This is a genomic window from Citricoccus sp. NR2 (assembly GCF_027594385.1).
Lineage (GTDB): Bacteria > Actinomycetota > Actinomycetes > Actinomycetales > Micrococcaceae > CmP2.
In genome coordinates, this window is the sequence record NZ_CP115154.1 from 2873945 (window position 1) to 2890492 (window position 16548).

A 16548-nucleotide genomic window follows, 5' to 3' on the forward strand; every position below is an offset into this window, starting at 1 on the left:
TACCGCGGCCGGGCTTGGGTGTCGCTTGGTTTCTCATCGTGGGATGAGTACGTGCACCGCGAGTTTGGGAATCTGTACTTGCGTCCGCCTCTGGAAGAGCGCCAAGAAGTTGTCCGTTCTCTTCGCGAAGCCGGGATGAGTGTCCGTTCAATCGCATCAGCAACACAGCTCAGCAAAAACACGGTACACCGTGAAATTCATGAGTCAACTGTCCCAAATGGGACAGTTGGAGGAGCGTCCACGCAACAGCCCAAAACCATCCTCGGACAAGATGGAAAGCACCGGCCCTCAACCCAGCCGAAGCGTAAGGCCCAGCCGGTCGACGAGAACCATGGATCGTTCGAAGAAGAAGTGATTGAGCCACTGCCGGGTCAGGTCTCGGTGGATGACGTGCTGGACATGCCGGCCGCTGATCTCGGTGTCGCACCATTGGACATCGACCAGCTCGCTGATCACGACCGAGAGCAGGTCGAGCGAGCTATCCGCGAGTTCCACGGCACGGGGTCTGCCGCGCTGCCAATGACGATCAAACTCGCCTCAAAAATGTCCGCGCTGGTCTCCCCCGTTACCGGGCAAGCCGTAGTCAGTGGCGAACGGATCGAAGCACTGGCCTTCGATGTGTCCCGCGGGGTCCGCACCCTCTCCTACGTCGTCCGGTCCATGGAAGCCCCACTCACGGAGCAGAAAACCGCTGGTCATTCCCTGACGGAGATGACCACGAACTTGCAGGACGCGATTGATGACCTCGGGCGGATTCTCAACGCTCTGGAAGGACAGAAGTAATGACGCACCAGCACGACACCCTGGCGAACGACGGCCTGATTGAAGACGCCGAAGTCCTGGAACAAGAAGGTGCCCCACGAAGCAGTGACGAATCGTGGGACACCAGTGGAAAGACAGGAATCTTTGCGGGGATCACTGTTTCCGGCTCAGACACTACCACGCACCCTCACTCGGCTGCACGCGGCGCGAAGAGGGTCAACCCCGATGATGGGCGCTTTATCCGCTTCGTCGTGGCCGGTGTCGTCATTGCGGGGGTGGTGGCGTTCGCAATCAGTTTCGCCGCTCTCTACGAGGTCGCGGAATGGTTGGGACTGCCCCCGTTTATGTGGTGGGCGGTACCGGTGTTCATTGACTTGGCGATCCTCGTTTACGCAGCATCCGTGCTCGTGCACAAAGCCCGCGGGGAACGCACGTGGCCGTCCTGGGCGGCGTTGGGGATCTTCACCACGCTCAGCGTATTCGCTAACGCCGCGCACGCGTGGAGCCATACCCATGAACAATCCTGGCAAGGCTTCGTCGGGGCGATCATCGCGGGCATGGTGCCCGTGGCGATTTTCGTGGCTACCGAGCAGCTGTCTCGGGTTGCGGTGGAAGATCCCGCCTCACGGCGTGCCGAGATGCACCAGCAGTCCCTGATGGATCAAGCCCAGGTTGAACAGGCCCAGCTACGGCAGCGCCTGGAATTCGAACAGGCCCAACTGGCGCGACAGATGCAGTGGGAACGCGAGGAAGAAGACCGAGCCCGGGAGCTGGAACGGGAACGTCACGCCACCGAGCTGGAGAAGGTCCGGGCACGACGAGAACTGGAAGTGAAGGCCGTAACTGAGCCCGAGACGAAGCCCCAATCCAGGCTCACTGGACAGGGACTACACCTGGTCAATGACCACCACCAACAAACCACCCATGAGCACAAGCCAAGTGGTGGTTCTGGGCGGGCCACGGGACCCGATGCGGCCACCGAGTTCATCCGTGAACACACCCAGAACGGGGTGGAAGTAACAGCGGAGATGATCGCGGAACAGTTCGAAGTCTCCGACCGTACGGGGCGGCGGTGGTTGCAAAAGCTGCGCACTGACCAGCCGGAGCTATTCGAGACACCTGGTGAGAACCATGACAACAACGACGGAGAGATCCAGGATGCGCAAGCCAGCAACCAGTGATCCCACGACTCACGGGAATGAGCGGCAGTGGACCGCGACTCCGGTCCGGGCGGTTCCTCGCCCGGGTGCAGGATGCGCAGTGATCTACCGGCTCGTCCCGCCCTTGGATGGGTACCAGCACGGGGTGACGGATTTCATGCAGCTTCCCGGATCCAGGATGAATGCTCCCGACCACGCGATGGTGCTCTCCGGTGTCGGGTACGTGATCACACAAGAAGGTGAGGACCAATGAGTATTCAGGCCATCAATTGGGCCCGTCAGGTCGGGGGCACCGGTGTGCTGCGGGCACCGGAGATCCTTGTGTTGTGGCAACTGGCCGACATGGCTGATGAGGCATGGTCGTGCTGGCCGTCCCAGAGCTCCCTTGCCAGGGATACGAATCAGTCACTGCGCACCATCAACACGCAGATCGGGCGGCTGAAGACACTGGGACTATTACGAGTCGAAAGCCGCCACGGGACTGGCGGTGGCCGGATCGGGATGCGCTACTACCTGCAAGAAGAAGCCCTGTTCTCCCTGTCCGAGGCCGCCGAAGAGGACGCCACTACTGAGACGCAGGCCAGCGAAAACAATCCGAACGCAGAAACTGCGTATCGCGAGAACGAGCGACATGCAGAATCTGCGCACCGTGAGAACAACCTAAACGCAGAATTTGCGTACCGCACAAACAAGCCACATGCAAAATCTGCGCACCGCGAGAATGAAGGACACGCAGAATCTGCGGTTAGGTCACCTAAACGCAGAATCGCGTATGACCTAAACGCAGATTCGCGTTTTGGGCACTATAAGGAACGCGCGCGGATTAACCCTCATGAATCATCATCTGTCGACGAACGAGCTCACCAGGCACCGGGACCGGTTGAGCGGATCGATGATGACGATGATGATCGGATCTTTCATCGAGGAGTGGACCTCACCACCCTCGCTGAACAACTCGGGGTCGACACCGACGATCACGTTTTAGCCGCCCGGGTGGTCAACGTGGTCCTGGACCGAGCGACCACCGTCGTCAAAGCCCCGGCCCGCTACGTGGCCCGCGCCGTTGAGACCGACCGTGTCGGGCTGGTCGCTGAAGCACGAGCCACCCTGACCCCGTCTCAGCCCGACACCGCTCAGGGGTCCGGTCCTTCCGTGCCGGTCACGGAGCCGGTGGTACACACCGATGCCGTGCCGTGCACGAACCCCGATCACTGGGGCTCCGGCTACAACCTCACGAATTGCCCGGCGTGCCGGGGAGAGGCAAAGACCGGGCAGAAGTTTCTTCACGTGGACGACCTCACCGAGGACCAGATCGACCGGCTTCCCGAGCGGTTCAGGGACTGGGCGCGCTCGGTGCGAGGCGTAAACGCCTGAGCCGGGGGTCGAGGAAAGGAATGCGGGGATGAACTACCAAGACACGACCCACCATGACTCAATGCCGGGGAAGAATGCAGTGACGGAGCCGTTGGATGGTCAGGTGCTCGCCGAAGCGATTCAACGCACCCGCCCAGCCGTGGTGAACGCCCTGGGTGATCAGCGGCGAGAAGGCGATGTTGAAGACGTGCTGCAGGCCACCTGGGAATCGGCGTGGCGGGCACGAGGCTCGTTCGACCCGGCCAAGGGATCGAGCTTGCACGCTTGGGTGGTTGTGATCGCGAAACGTCGCGCGATTGATGTGCTGCGTTCCCGATCTCGGGACCTCGATGTCCAGCACCGGGCAGAACAGGAATCTACCTCCCGGGTGGCTTCGATGCTCTCGATCACGCAAGACGATCACGCGGAAGAGACGATGATGAGCCTGGAAACCAGGCAAACCCTCATCGAGATCCTGTCCGTGGTGAATCAGGTGATCATCAATCGCGAATCCACGGCCCGAGGATTATCACTGCTGATGGTCTTCGGTGACGATGTGGAGCTGGCGTCCCGCGCGCTGGGGGTGTCGATGGACCGGCTCCGTCAGGCACGCCGGGAGTTGGTGCGGTGCTGCCAGGTCGTGGTGAAGGCCCAGGAAGCCGTTCGGCAGGACCGGCCGGCCACCATGCGGCACCTCATCGAGTGCCTGCCACAGGGCGAAGAGTCGGGGAACTGGGCGGGACAGATCGGGCTGTTAGTGGCACGAGCCGGTGGCCAGCTGGGCAACGTCACCCCTGCGGATGTGATGGCGGTGACCGGATTCAGCTTCAATACGTCCCGCCAGTACCTGGCCCAGACGCAGCACCTGCTGCGCGTCGCGGCCACCGTATTCAACCACCAGAAAACCGCCGCCCAAACAGCCGATGGGAAGAAGCCATGAACGACGACCACCAGATCAATCACAGCCAGCAAACCCCGCTGTGGGAGGAGACCATGAGCGGATATGACGCCCCGGTGCAGTACGTGATGGCGTCGAAACCAAAGTGGCGGACACGCGTCAGGGGCTGGTTCAGCACCAAGAAGAACTCCTGGGCGGCTCACACGATTGACGCGCCTCTGCCCGAGAGGGTCGAGAACCGGCTGCCCAGCTGGGCCCGGACGGTGAGCGGGCGGGTCCTGGTCGGCGCGGCAGCGGTGGCCGTGATCCTGGGGTGGGGTGTGGTCGCGGTGACACTAGTCAGCTGACACACCCGATGGGCTGCTAGCCGCGAACTGGTCACGAATCGAACAAAGCGCCCGGGATCCGGGTGCGGTAAGGACTTTCGCGATGTTGGATGGACTCTCTGATCTCAGTGGCCTGTCACAGATCAATCTCGTCGCCCGGTACTTTCTGGGATCGGCTCTGCTGATCTTGGTGGCTGGCGGCGCGATCGGTGTCGTGGTGTGGATCGGTGGGAAAGCAAAGCAGTCATCTTCAGCGGCTACCCGAGGCATGAACACCCTGTGGGTGTCACTGACCGGTGCTGTCGTGCTGGGCAGCGTGGGTGGAGTGATCCAGTTCAGCACCAGCATGGGCACCTCCGAGCTGATGCCGGAAGCCGCTCAGCCCCGCGAGATCGTGATCGAGCGCGAAGCCGCGTTGACGAGCTGCACCGATCGCGTCACCAAAACCTGGGGAGCAACAGACGGCGCGACCCCAGAGGACCGTGAAGATGCGCTCTACCAGATCGCAGGCGATGAAGCATTCAACGAGTTCGATCTGGGAGCCCGAGATGGGGTGACCGGAATCCCAGGCTTCGGCCCCGGTGTCATCCAGTCCATTAGTTGGTATCCGCAAGGCAACGATTGCTCCCAGAACAACCTCCGCGCCGCTGCCGGGACCGAGGTGTCGGTCGTTGTTCAAGGCAGCGGTTCCCAAACCGTGGAAGTGCGTTGAGGCCGCGGCGAGTCCTAGATGACTTCTGATCATCGCTGTTGGTGGTCAGCCCAAAGGATCCGGCAACACCGGGTTGTCGGTCAGTACGAAAGGAACAAAGCAATGCAACTCACGTCGGTAGTGGCATCGGTAACCCCGGAGAGCATCTCCCCCACGTTCAATGCTCCGTGGATGGGTTTCTTGGGAAGTATCGCTGGCTGGGCTGGAGGTACGGCCCTGGTGGTGCTCGTGATCGTTCTCGTGGTCGGTGCCGTCGTGTGGATCGCCAGCAAGCTGGGATCGTCTGGGCGAGGTCAAGACGCCGGTATCAGCATCATTCTCTGGGGACTGCTCGCGGCCGGGATCGTCGGCGCGATCGGTGGCCTGGTGGGGTGGGCGGCAGGATTGCCGCTCATTTGATCGGCACGGGTGTCTTGAGGAATCGAACGTGAGGAGGTGATGACATGAATTTCGGGTCGGACTGGCTGCGCGACTTCATGAACGACGGCATCGTCGGGCTGGCGTTGGCTGCCTGGGAATTCCTGCGTAGCTCCTTTGAAGCCGGTGCTGTCACAGCCGAGTGGTGGGCAGTGCTGGTGGGTGGCACGATCATCGTCGACGTCGACGGCGCTCAGACAGTGATCGATCACCCAGGCATGCTCAACGTCGTCGTTATCGCGATGATCCCTCTCCTGGTCATCTTCGTTGCCATCCAGGTGATCTGGTCACTGTTCCGGTCCTCTGTTGAAGGCGTGGTCCGAGCCTTCCTCGTGGCCCTCGTGTCGGTGCCCACCGTCTACATCACCACCGGGATCGGGTGGATGCTGATGATCGCCACCGATCAAATGACCCAATGGATACTCGAAATTGGTGGAGATGATGAAACCTCCGCGGCCGGTGGAATCCTGGCGCTGTTCGGGCTCTTCTACGACCCGTCCTCGGGCGAAATCATCATGGATGAGAACTTCATGCTCTGGGAAATGGCCGCGAATCGAGGCGAACCAGGCCAGATCATCGTCCCCTTAATCGCGATGTCCATCATTTTCGTGGTGGGCCTGATCTTGCAGCTGATGATGATCTTCCGGCTGGTCGCGATTCTCATTCTGTTGACCTTCGGCCCTGTGGCGATCTATTCACTGGCACTTGAGCCTGCGAAAGCAGTTGCCACCCGGTGGGTGTCCGTGATCGTAGCGCTACTGATAGCCAAACCTGTGGCGGCGATCATCGTGAAGTTCGGACTCGTCGCCTCGGCTATAGGCAATGACTGGACTCAGCTCGCGGCAGGGATCGTGCTGGTACTGATCGCGGCGGCGATGCCGATCGTGATGCTGACCTTCATCGCCTTCGCCACTGGCGGCGCATCGGACCCGATGGAACGAGCAGCTGCCGGGATGGGACGATCCGCAGCCAGGCAAGGAAACCGTGCGGTCGCGGGAAGTGCACGGCGCGCTACGAGTATGACGCGAGCAGCTATCAAACGCTGAGATCACAGTCAGCACAACAACACGCAGGAAGGACCTAAACGATGGCGCAGCACACACAGACCCCCGCCGCAGAGGCTTCGGAATGGGATGGGGCACATTTCGCTAAAGAGCAATCCTCCGGGGTGGTGATGGGGCTGAACCTGCGCCAAGTGATTATCGCTGGAACTGGTTTAGGGCTGGGAATGGTGTTCATCGTCGCCGGTGGCGCTCCGACCGGATTGATTATGGCCGTGATCGTCGTATTGATCGCGGGAGCGCTGGCGCTCTTGAAAGTACAGGGCGTCCCGGTCGCGGATTGGCTCGTGGCCCTGATCCGTCATGGTGCCCAAGGCGCACGAGGGCAACTCTCCTATGTGCAGCCAGACTCCTTCGATGAGGCCGGTGCACCTTCCGCTGGCGTGCTATCCCCTTCGGACGAGGTGGAGGACGCGCAGCGTCGTGACAAGAAAGGCCGGATTCTTCCTGGTCGGGGTTGGCGTTTCCAACTACCAGGTGAAGCCGGAGAGCTCCTGGCCTATGAGCTGCCTGGCGGTGCTGGTTTCTGCTACGACCCGCGCACCGGTGAGGGCCTGGTGTCGGCGAAGATCATGACCTCGAAGGGGTTCGCGTTGGAATCCTTTGATTCCCAAGAAGAACGCACCGGGCACTGGCGAGATGGGCTGACCGCGGTCGCTAATCTCCCTGGGGTGTTGCGGATGCAGTGCAGTGATCAGACCACCCTGATTTCTGGGTCCAGGATCCAGCGGTTCTATGAGTCCCGTGTTGAAGATACCTTGACTTCGGGAGGGAAGGCCGGTGCTGAGGTCGACCCGTTCTTGCACGCCGGGTTAGAGGACTTGATGACTGAAGCCCAGGACATGCCGGTCCACGAGATGTGGCTGACCGTGGTGCTATCGAAGGAGAAACTCGGGAAACGTATCAAAGTCCTGGGTGGAGGGCTCTCTGGATTCATGGAGATCGCGCTGAAGCTGATGTCCACCATTGAAGGAGTGCTACCACCGTCTGGAACCCAGGTCGTTTCCTGGCACTCCCCGCGTTCGTTAGCAGGGCTTTCACGTTCGGCGTTCGACCCAGATTCTTCGGTCATGATTTCTGAACGCTCCGCCTCCTGGGTCGGGGCCTCCCCGGCGCAAGCGGGACCTATGGCGTTGGACGTGTTCGTGGATCACTTGGCCACGGATGGTTATCTGCACCGGGTGTATAAGGTCTCTGAGTTCCCTCAGCGGCAGGCCCGGTTGGGGTTCCTCGACGCTTTCGTCTTCTCCGGAGAGTTCCGCCACACGGTGTCCGTGTATTACCTTCCTGGTGATTTGAGGAAGGCCAAGGCCCGAGTGGGCGGCCGCAAAGCGACATGGACGACCTCGGACCGGCTGCTGACAAAAATGGATCGTCCTCCCTCGCTGGAACACCAGCGGGAATGGGACGACATCGAGGCAGAAGAAGCCGAGCTCGTCGACGGGCATGCCCCGTTGGATATTGCCGCGTTTGTGGTGGTAACCGGTAAAGACGAGCTCGAGTTGGAAGCGAACTGTGCCGATCTTCTGGGCCGGGCGGTTCAAGCCAGCTGCGAATTGCGTGTCCTCTACGCCGAACAAGGATCGGGCATGCTCGCCGCTGGTCTGCCGTTCGGATGGATCAAACGCTAAACCGAGCCCACGAAGAGTCAGAAAGTAGGTGTGGATCCGAATGCGAAGCACGAAGCATCAGACCACGACAAGTTTCGGGTTCACGGAGAATACTCGTGCAGCCCGACGTGAGTTGGTGAAGCAGACGCGCACGGCCCTGAAGCAGCGGGCTGAAGCGAAAAAGGCAGACGCCAACGATGACGAGTTTGGGCTGCCGAAGCAGGCCTGGTCGTCCGGAGGCGAGGCTCGCCCGAAATCTCTGCGCGGGACTCGACCGTTGGTCGTCAGGGGAATCCCGACGACCGCACACACGGCCGCGACAGCATACCCCTACGTCGCGGGTCCTTCGCTGGGCCCTGAAGGGGTGTACATCGGCCGTGACCTCAACGGCGGTGGCGCATTCACATTCGACCCGTGGGAACTCTACAAGCGCGGTGTCATCTCGGGCATGTCGATGATGCTCTTCGGTCAGATCGGTACAGGAAAGTCGACGTTGGCGAAGTCTTTGGCCGTGCGCCAGGTCCTGATCGGACGGAAACTTGCGGTGCCCTCAGATAAGAAGGGCGAGTGGACGAGAGTCATCCGCGCACTGGGCGGGGTGGTAATTCAAGTCGGGCCCGGGGCGAGGAACCGGTTGAACCCGTTGGATGAAGGTCACCGCCCGGGACGAAACCCGAAAGGGGAACCGATGGGTGATGACGAGTGGGCGATGATCGTGCGCACCCGTCGCATGGCGATTCTTGGCACGCTAGTGAAGATCCTGATCGGCAACCACGACATGGATTCAGAACAACGCTACGCACTGTCTCTGGGATTGGACCGGGCTGTAGAGGGCGCTGGCCTGCGGGGTCGGGAAGTGGTGATCCCTGATGTGATCCACGAGTTAGCGCAGGCCAGTGAAAACGAGCATAAGGACGAGGTCCGCAAAGCCGCCGGCCACCTCGAGTTGACGCTGCACCGGATCACCAGCGGGGACCTGGCGGGAATGTTTGATGGGGAATCCACGGTGACGTTCGACCCGAACGCCCCGGCAGTTTCTATCGATTCTTCCGCGCTGGCTGGGGCTAGTCCCGAAGCGGTGCGCGTGGTGAATGCGTGTGCGGGTGCCTGGACCGAGGCGATGGTGACCAACAGTGACTACGGTCAGCGGCTGGTGATCTATGAAGAAGGATGGGACAACATCTCGTCGGAGGCTGACCTGCAGCGGATGGTTGAGTCCTGGAAACTGGCGCGAGCCTATGGGTTGTTCAACATTTTGGTGATGCACAAGATCAGTGACCTGGACATGGCCGGGGATCAGAAATCCCGGATGGCTGCCATGGCGAGGTCTCTGCTGGCAGATTCTGATGTGAAGGTCATCTACCGTCAGGACGCTTCCGCGTTGAAAGTCACCATGGAGGAACTCGATCTCTCTGACCGGGAACGGTCGCTCATTAAGTCCCTTGATAAAGGTGTGGGGCTGTGGCGGCTGCGTGATTCGAGTTTCGAGGTCGCCAATGACCGGTCCCGGGCCGAGGCGCCGTTGTTCGACACCGACGAGCGGATGCGCACCCTCGACATCACAGTCGACTCGATGATGCTGGCCCGGCAGGCACGGGGCTGAGGGAAAGAGGACCCATGAGTGAGAACAATAGTGGCAATCAGGAACGGCTGATCCTCATCGGCCTGGGCGTGGCAGCCGTGTATGGGCTGTTCGTGCTCACGGGCATGGGAGTCACCCGGGCCGTGTGCGGGCCAGGCGGGTCCCCAGACTCTTTGTTTGGGCCGTTGGGTTTCTTCACCAGCGGTGATACCACCGTGTTCGGAACCGTGGACGGGTGCTCAGCTCCGACCGCAGCGGTCGTGACCGTCCTCGTCGGAGTGCTCGTGGTCGTGGCCGTGTTGGTGGGGGTCGGGTTCTGGGCGCGGGCCCGGTGGAAGCAATCTGATCGAGCGTTCTTGAAGGATCTGCGCCGTCGTGAAGGCATCGCACGCTCCCCGGAGGTGCGCCGGACTGTGGGGACTCGATCCGTGAGCAAACGCGTGGGGAAAGTCCGTCCGTCGTTGAAGAATCCGAAGCCAGGTCAGGGTGCGCTGAAACTCGGGTTATCTGAAGGTTCCCGGGTGTGGGCGTCGCTGGAGGAATCGGTGTGCCTGATTGGTCCTCCTCGTTCTGGTAAGGGCCTCCACCTGCTGGTGGGGGCGATTCTGGATGCGCCTGGCCCGGTGATCACCACCTCGTCGCGGGCCGACAACTTGGCGATGACATGGGATCTGCGCAAGGAAAAGGGGCCGGTGGCGCTGTTCGATCCACAGGGCTTGACCGGGAGGGCGACCACGTTGAAGTGGTCCCCGATCACTGGCTGTGAACGTCCGATGGTCGCTAACCAGCGGGCCACTTCCTTGATCGGGGCCTCCGGGCTGGGAGCATCTTCGGGGAATCAGGAGTGGCGGGCCCCAGCGACGACGATCATGGAATGCCTGCTACACGCGGCCGCTCTCGGACGCCGGACGGTCGATGACCTGATGCGGTGGGGCAATAATCCGATGGAAGCCAAAGAAGTGGTGCGGATCCTGAATGATCACCCTGGGGCGGCGTCGAACTGGAACTTGGTGCTGCAGGGCATCATTGAGGGCGACCCGAAGCTGTTGCAGAACAAATGGTTTGGTGTTGAGGGCGCGGTCAAAGGGCTAGCGGTACCGGAGGTGCGGGCGGTGTTGAATCCGGCCCGGGTGGATGAGACTTTCGATATTGATCGGTTCCTCACCGAGAACGGCACCCTCTACATAGTTGGGACCAAAACCGGTGGTTCTTCGGCCGGGCCGTTCCTGATCGCGATGATGGACGCAATCACGGAGCGCGCCCGTGAGCTGGCGGCCAAATCACCGGGCAACCGGTTGGATCCTCCCCTGTCACTGGTGCTGGATGAGATCGCCAACATCTCCGGGGCATGGCCAGGACTCACCCAGTTGATGGCCGACGGTGGTGGCGTGGGGATCAGCGTGTTCGCCGTGTTCCAGTCGCTGGCCCAGGCTCGTAACGAGTGGGGAGAACAGCAAGCCACCGCGTTGTTTGATTCTGCGACCGTGAAAATTCAACTCGGCGGGGCATCCAACGTCTCGGATTTGGAGACCTTCTCGAAACTGGCAGGCTCCAGGGAGATCACCCGGTTCTCAAAGTCTCGTTCCCGAGATTCGGTCTCCACCTCCGAACAAGTCGCGGAGCTGCAAGTGCTAAACATTTCTGATCTGCGACGTCTGCCGTTTGGGTGGGGCATTCTCTTCAACCGCAATGGTCGACCGATCGTGATGCAGATGACGAAATGGCCGGACCGTGCTGATGCCAAACAAATCAAAATAGCAGCCGGTGCGTACAACAAGGCGCTGCTCGCGGAACTGTTGGGTGGAGCTGAGGTATTGTCCTCGGGACCCTCCACCACGGATGTGGATGTGAGTGCTGGTCACGGTAGCGGACTGCCGGTTCCGGTTCGGTGATGAAACCATGTCGAGACTGTCGCTGCATCGTACCGGCTCCTCCAGTTACCGGGAGTATCTACGGTCACCGCAATGGGGCTTCCGACGAGTCCGGTGGTTTCGTGATCAGCGCAAGCGAGGCTTCGAGCCAGCCTGCCAGGTCTGCGGGATCACCCTCACCGATGCTGGAACCCTGGACCTCCACCACGTCTCCTATGAAGGGGTCGGGCGAGATTCATCCACAGGCCAGTGGCGGGCACAGGAAACGGACGAGGATCTCATGTCACTGTGTAGGCAACACCACCGAGACCTTCACCGGATCATGGATGGACGCAAAGAGTTCTTCGGGTGGGATCGCCGCCGAGCAACCGTGGTGATCATCGCCCGGATGATTCGACGACACCGAAAAAGAACATGATCCGGAGGGGACGACACGAACAATGAACGAAAACACCGACTGGAATGAAGTCATTCACGGAGATTGGACCGATCCCAGATCACCACTGGGCACGTGCGGGATCTGTCAACGCTCCCAACCATTGTCCTTCCACGCGACCTCGGTTGACATCGCGGACCGTGCACACTGTCGAACTACCAGCGAAACCGAATCCGGGGTGTGGTTGTGCACGATGTGTGAAGACGCCGTGCATCGGTGGATGAACGCTCACCCCGGTCCAGGATCAGCGGAGACAGCGGTGAATGCGATGTTCGTCAGACTCTCGAAAGCATTGTTCGCTCCCCCACGACGGTATCGACGCAAGAAACAATGACCAGGCGAACAAGGAGCATCACGTCATGGCAACCAGAACCCGGAAGTTCCTCGATAAACAACGCAGCATCCCCCTGAACGGGCAACCGCTCGAACCCGACTGGCTGGTCCTACTGACCGTGGGCCAGAAGGCGGTGCTCAACGGAATGTCTGAGACGACGCCCTTCTTGGATGCAGTGATGTGGCAGGGCATCAACCCGCGCGGCGTGCAACCGCGTCCGGCCTCGTTGAACAACCATCTGATGCGGCAGTGGGTTGATGCTGAAACCGACACGGCCACCGAGTTCCTGCGTGAACAGTGGGGAATGATTCGAGCCCCGGAAACCCGGGAAGAGGCCCGCAGGATGCTCTCGACCCCGGATTGCTTCACGGCCGGGCTCGGCAGCCACCGGCTCACCGCCGAACACTATCTGATCCACGACGAGACAGATGCCTGGGCAGTGGAACACTGCCGGGATTGCGTTCGAGCCCTACTCTGGCGATTCCCTTTGGTCACCGGACGCCCCCGGACGTGGCAATTCTACGATCATGAAGCAGGACAGGAGCACACCCCATCATGAGCAACCCGTGGGTGGATGACGAAGACCTCGACGTCGAGACAGACAATGTAGACGCGCCGGAGAGTAGCCAGGAGCAGAGCCCCGGGAAGGGGACCCCGCTGCCACACATGGACCCGAAAATCGCCGCAGAGCTCTTAGCGGAGGGGCCACCACAATGGTTTGGTGTCAGGTGGCGAGAAATAGCCCCAGAGGACCAATGGCAAGCCTGGAACGGATTACGTCGGTGGGTGGACTGGCTCGTGCACGAGTACCGAGTCAGCCAGCAAGAGGTCCCCTCCTGCTGGTATCACCACCCCGACATCACCGCGGAGCTCTACGCTGCAATGTGTATGGAGTACAAGGTCTGGGAAGAAGAATCCCCGAACCTGTCCCCCATGATGTTCTGGCACCCGAATCTGCAACAGATGCTCTACCGGGTAAGGGCCATGACGGAGAAGGCCGGTTGCGCGAACAAAGGCCGACATCAAGAGCCCACCGGATACAAAGCAGGCGTAGGAGCCTTCGAGCGCGATTACGACGAATCAGACTGGTGCGTGCATGCCTCAACGATCCGCCGCTCTGAGCTGATCGACCGACCCAAGACCGGCGTCCGGTACGTGCGCGCAGCGGCAGTGAGCGTGCAAGGCGAACGCCTCGCTGAATCTTCTCCGATTGGTCTGAGAGCAGATACTTCGCTCCCCGAGGCTCACGTGGGCTTAGAGTTCGGGTCCATGTCCACCGGGAAGGCGCAACTGTCCGCGACTGTCATCGGGACACCCGATGACGCGGGACTGGTGTGGGAGCAATCAACAGATGGTAAGAGATGGAAGAAGATCACTGAAAAAGAAAACCCGAGTGAGCGGGCATCGGGACAGCTTTCAAAGTCCGGGGCCCCAGGAAGGTAAAGGCAAAACCTTCTGGCCTCTCAACGCTTGCCGGGTAGGCTCGTGACACTAAAGGATTACAACCTATGAATCACTGTCTGTAGCATCAACGTCTGTATTCGGGATATCCGACGGGAAATCGGAGATCCGAGCAAGAAACTGCGCTGATACAAACCACGGATTGTCGCCATGACCAACCATTTCGATCAGGACGGCGTCACCGTCCCGTTGGAGAACACGGAACACTTCGCCGACTTCGAAGATTATGCCCTGGGCGTCCTCGTGCGAGCTTGAGACCTTATAGACGTTGCCGGCAAGTTCGTCCATATTCCCACGGCTCCCCCATTTCTCGAGAAGCTGCTCCGCCTTTTGCTTTACGACCGGGGTGACCCGCAGGACGCCAGCCATGGCAGCACCTCCCGCGACGAACGAAAGAACACCGGCAACGCCCACCATTTTCATGGCGGCTTCAGGACCTCCGACACGCTTGATCAAGGTAGTGACCGTTTGATATCCGCCCAGGTTACTCAACCTCTACCTCTTCCATCAGCTCTGCACCCATCTTATCCAGGCCGGACCGTAAGCGAACGGTAGCATCTGATCCATGGACAAGCGATACCAAGTATTCATCAGCTCTACCTTCGTTGACCTCACCGAAGAGAGACGCGAAGTGATGCAGGCGCTGCTAGAAATGGACTGCATGCCGTCCGGCATGGAACTGTTCCCCGCAGCAAATGAAGACCAATGGACGCTGATAAAGGGCGTCATTGAGCAGAGCGACTACTACCTTGTGATCCTCGGTGGCCGATACGGGTCAATGACCGCGGAGGGAATTAGCTACACCGAGAAGGAATACGACTACGCCGTAGCGCGCGGCATCCCTGTCATGGGATTTGTCGTCGCCGATCCCGAAGGGATCCCGGTCAAGAAGACCGACAAGAACGAAGCAGCTGCTAGGAAACTCGACGACTTTCGCGCGAAAGTCCAGACTCGAATGACGAAAGACTGGCGCGACGGACCGGATCTCGCAGGCAAGGTGGTTCTTGGGCTCACGCACTTGATCAAGAAGCATCCCCGGCCCGGCTGGGTGCGGGGCAACGAAGCAATGACGCCAGAAACCAAGGTCAAAATCGCGGAACTAGAAGCGAAAATTGCTCAGTTCGAGAAGAAGGAAATTGAAACCGATGCGACGACAGCGTCGCAGATCGACAAAGCGTTCGCCCACGGAAGCGAACACACCGACATTTTACTGAAGCACAAAGGGTTCCGCTCGTACCAAGCTGAGGAAGAGGACGGTCTCCTTAACTACACCTGGGACGAAATCTTCGAGGTACTCGGACCGTTCATGATCGACGAGGCTCCAGAGCCAGCCTTGCGCCAAACCTTCGACAATCACATGCTCAACGACATCCAGAACGCATCCGACGACGAAGGCTGGGAGACACGCTGGAGCCGCGAGTCGGCAGAGATTACAGACAGGTCGTGGGGTGCGATACTTGTTCAGCTACGGGCACTGAAACTTATAACCAACGGCACTAAAAAGCGCACCGCGAGTGACAAAGCCGTCTACTGGAAACTCACGCCAGCCGGAGACGACTACCTGGTCACGCTCAGGGCTGTACCCAGTGAGGCGATACAGAAGCTCGATTGATAACCAACCCGTCACCCATTTCATCATTCGGTCGCCCGCCCTAGATCTCGGACTCCAATTCCGTAGAAGGTAGGTCGAATCGAAACGCGCACGACAAGGCGGTGCGCCAAAACCCTTGAATAGTCATGAATGACAGTGTTACGAAGGTGTATTACAACACTACAAAAGGAGTTGCCGTGGCCGTATTGAACATCGAAGTCGACGATCACATCCGCGTACAGCTACAGGAATTAGCCGACAATCAGGGCGTCTCGCTGAGCGAGTACGTCCGCGAACTGCTGATGGAGTCGGTCGTCCCTGTATACGAGCAGGAGGTGAAGCGTGGCGACGAGCCGCCGGCCGAGAGCATGCGCATCGCCGACCGGCAGGTGCTCGCGTTATTGCACCGGATCCTGGCGCGAGTGCTGCCGGAGGACTCCAACGACGTCGACGGCGATCTCGACTACCAGCTCATGCGCGCCAAGATCCTTGAACAGGGCTACACCGGCGAGTACTGGTATGAGACAGCAGGATTCAGCACCGAATTGTCGATGCGGGACTGTCGACGGGTCAAGGACATCCTGGACATGTTCCGAATCTGCACTTTCAGCATCGACCACCTTCGCGACGAAGGCGTGGAACTCGACGGCCGACTCGTCCACGAGCTCCAGTTCAGCGGCTTCGACCACAACGATGCGCTCGAGGGCCAAATGGCGAGCTATGTCAGCTTCCTCATGCGCGACGGCGAACTGTGGACCGAGCTACAGCCCCAGATCGAGAGCAATGACAACGGGAACTCACACTCGCTGATGCTCGACACCTACCTGCGTATGCTCGCCGAGTACCGACGGATTAAGGACGGCCGCAAACGAGGCTCCAGCCGTCACGACTACCTGCTGAGTAAGGACGAGCTCGCGCGGATCTCCGAGGCACGCATCCACCCTGCCAATCGCCGCGCGGCCGAGGACTGAAAC

Annotated in this window: 17 protein-coding genes; 16 read left to right on the plus strand and 1 reads right to left on the minus strand. The window is 60.2% G+C overall.

Annotated features, from left to right (window positions below):
- Positions 1-351: 351 nt before the first annotated feature.
- The 14 genes from O1A05_RS13545 (at position 352) to O1A05_RS13610 (ending at position 13965) form a co-directional block, all read left to right on the plus strand.
- The gene (locus O1A05_RS13545) at positions 352-783 is read left to right on the plus strand and encodes a hypothetical protein (RefSeq protein ID WP_270105742.1); all 432 of its coding nucleotides are present in this window, start codon (positions 352-354) and stop codon (positions 781-783) included.
- Positions 783-1943: a DUF2637 domain-containing protein gene (locus O1A05_RS13550; RefSeq protein ID WP_270105743.1), complete on the plus strand. Its 1161-nt coding sequence runs from the start codon at positions 783-785 to the stop codon at positions 1941-1943. Before O1A05_RS13545 ends, O1A05_RS13550 begins: the two co-directional genes overlap by 1 nt.
- Positions 1944-2022: 79 nt before the next feature.
- The gene (locus tag O1A05_RS13555) at positions 2023-2175 is read left to right on the plus strand and encodes a hypothetical protein (RefSeq protein ID WP_270105744.1); all 153 of its coding nucleotides are present in this window, start codon (positions 2023-2025) and stop codon (positions 2173-2175) included.
- Positions 2172-3296 carry a helix-turn-helix domain-containing protein gene (locus O1A05_RS13560; RefSeq protein ID WP_270105746.1) on the plus strand — a complete coding sequence of 375 codons (1125 nt, stop codon included), beginning with the start codon at positions 2172-2174 and terminating at the stop codon, positions 3294-3296. The genes O1A05_RS13555 and O1A05_RS13560 overlap by 4 nt, the downstream gene beginning before the upstream one ends.
- A gap of 28 nt (positions 3297-3324) precedes the next feature.
- Complete coding sequence (locus O1A05_RS13565; protein WP_270105747.1) at positions 3325-4215, plus strand: sigma-70 family RNA polymerase sigma factor; 891 nt, start codon at positions 3325-3327, stop codon at positions 4213-4215.
- Positions 4212-4520 carry a hypothetical protein gene (locus O1A05_RS13570; protein ID WP_270105748.1) on the plus strand — a complete coding sequence of 103 codons (309 nt, stop codon included), beginning with the start codon at positions 4212-4214 and terminating at the stop codon, positions 4518-4520. The genes O1A05_RS13565 and O1A05_RS13570 overlap by 4 nt, the downstream gene beginning before the upstream one ends.
- 82 nt (positions 4521-4602) lie before the next feature.
- A complete protein-coding gene (locus O1A05_RS13575; RefSeq protein ID WP_270105749.1) occupies positions 4603-5211 on the plus strand; it encodes a hypothetical protein in 609 nt (202 codons plus the stop codon).
- Between the two features lie 102 nt (positions 5212-5313).
- Entirely contained in the window at positions 5314-5610 is a 297-nt protein-coding gene (locus tag O1A05_RS13580; RefSeq protein ID WP_270105750.1) for a hypothetical protein, read from the plus strand.
- A gap of 44 nt (positions 5611-5654) precedes the next feature.
- Positions 5655-6674, plus strand: a complete 1020-nt coding sequence (locus O1A05_RS13585) for a hypothetical protein (protein ID WP_270105751.1) — start codon at positions 5655-5657, stop codon at positions 6672-6674.
- A gap of 41 nt (positions 6675-6715) precedes the next feature.
- Complete coding sequence (locus tag O1A05_RS13590) at positions 6716-8320, plus strand: PrgI family protein (RefSeq protein WP_270105752.1); 1605 nt, start codon at positions 6716-6718, stop codon at positions 8318-8320.
- Positions 8321-8435: 115 nt separating this feature from the next.
- On the plus strand, positions 8436-9902 hold the full coding sequence (locus tag O1A05_RS13595; protein ID WP_270105753.1) for a conjugal transfer protein TraC: 1467 nt from the start codon (positions 8436-8438) through the stop codon (positions 9900-9902).
- Positions 9903-9916: 14 nt separating this feature from the next.
- Positions 9917-11773, plus strand: a complete 1857-nt coding sequence (locus tag O1A05_RS13600) for a type IV secretory system conjugative DNA transfer family protein (RefSeq protein WP_270105754.1) — start codon at positions 9917-9919, stop codon at positions 11771-11773.
- 774 nt (positions 11774-12547) lie between these two features.
- Positions 12548-13081, plus strand: a complete 534-nt coding sequence (locus tag O1A05_RS13605; protein ID WP_270105755.1) for a hypothetical protein — start codon at positions 12548-12550, stop codon at positions 13079-13081.
- On the plus strand, positions 13078-13965 hold the full coding sequence (locus tag O1A05_RS13610) for a hypothetical protein (protein ID WP_270105756.1): 888 nt from the start codon (positions 13078-13080) through the stop codon (positions 13963-13965). Before O1A05_RS13605 ends, O1A05_RS13610 begins: the two co-directional genes overlap by 4 nt.
- Before the next feature lie 63 nt (positions 13966-14028).
- Here O1A05_RS13610 and O1A05_RS13615 read toward each other — a convergent pair whose 3' ends face one another.
- On the minus strand, positions 14029-14439 hold the full coding sequence (locus O1A05_RS13615) for a hypothetical protein (RefSeq protein ID WP_270105757.1): 411 nt from the start codon (positions 14437-14439) through the stop codon (positions 14029-14031).
- 109 nt (positions 14440-14548) lie between these two features.
- Here O1A05_RS13615 and O1A05_RS13620 point away from each other — a divergent pair, with 109 nt between their 5' ends.
- Positions 14549-15595, plus strand: a complete 1047-nt coding sequence (locus tag O1A05_RS13620) for a DUF4062 domain-containing protein (RefSeq protein WP_270105758.1) — start codon at positions 14549-14551, stop codon at positions 15593-15595.
- Positions 15596-15771: 176 nt separating this feature from the next.
- Positions 15772-16545, plus strand: a complete 774-nt coding sequence (locus tag O1A05_RS13625; RefSeq protein WP_270105759.1) for a YfbU family protein — start codon at positions 15772-15774, stop codon at positions 16543-16545.
- The last annotated feature ends 3 nt before the right edge of the window (positions 16546-16548 follow it).

Bases quoted from the DNA above. Each gene is read 5' to 3' on its own strand.
- O1A05_RS13550 (WP_270105743.1), top strand. From the start codon at position 783: ATGACGCACCAGCACGACACCCTGGCGAACGACGGCCTGATTGAAGAC.
- O1A05_RS13560 (WP_270105746.1), top strand. From the start codon at position 2,172: ATGAGTATTCAGGCCATCAATTGGGCCCGTCAGGTCGGGGGCACCGGT.
- O1A05_RS13565 (WP_270105747.1), top strand. From the start codon at position 3,325: ATGAACTACCAAGACACGACCCACCATGACTCAATGCCGGGGAAGAAT.
- O1A05_RS13570 (WP_270105748.1), top strand. From the start codon at position 4,212: ATGAACGACGACCACCAGATCAATCACAGCCAGCAAACCCCGCTGTGG.
- O1A05_RS13575 (WP_270105749.1), top strand. From the start codon at position 4,603: ATGTTGGATGGACTCTCTGATCTCAGTGGCCTGTCACAGATCAATCTC.
- O1A05_RS13580 (WP_270105750.1), top strand. From the start codon at position 5,314: ATGCAACTCACGTCGGTAGTGGCATCGGTAACCCCGGAGAGCATCTCC.
- O1A05_RS13585 (WP_270105751.1), top strand. From the start codon at position 5,655: ATGAATTTCGGGTCGGACTGGCTGCGCGACTTCATGAACGACGGCATC.
- O1A05_RS13590 (WP_270105752.1), top strand. From the start codon at position 6,716: ATGGCGCAGCACACACAGACCCCCGCCGCAGAGGCTTCGGAATGGGAT.
- O1A05_RS13600 (WP_270105754.1), top strand. From the start codon at position 9,917: ATGAGTGAGAACAATAGTGGCAATCAGGAACGGCTGATCCTCATCGGC.
- O1A05_RS13605 (WP_270105755.1), top strand. From the start codon at position 12,548: ATGGCAACCAGAACCCGGAAGTTCCTCGATAAACAACGCAGCATCCCC.
- O1A05_RS13610 (WP_270105756.1), top strand. From the start codon at position 13,078: ATGAGCAACCCGTGGGTGGATGACGAAGACCTCGACGTCGAGACAGAC.
- O1A05_RS13620 (WP_270105758.1), top strand. From the start codon at position 14,549: ATGGACAAGCGATACCAAGTATTCATCAGCTCTACCTTCGTTGACCTC.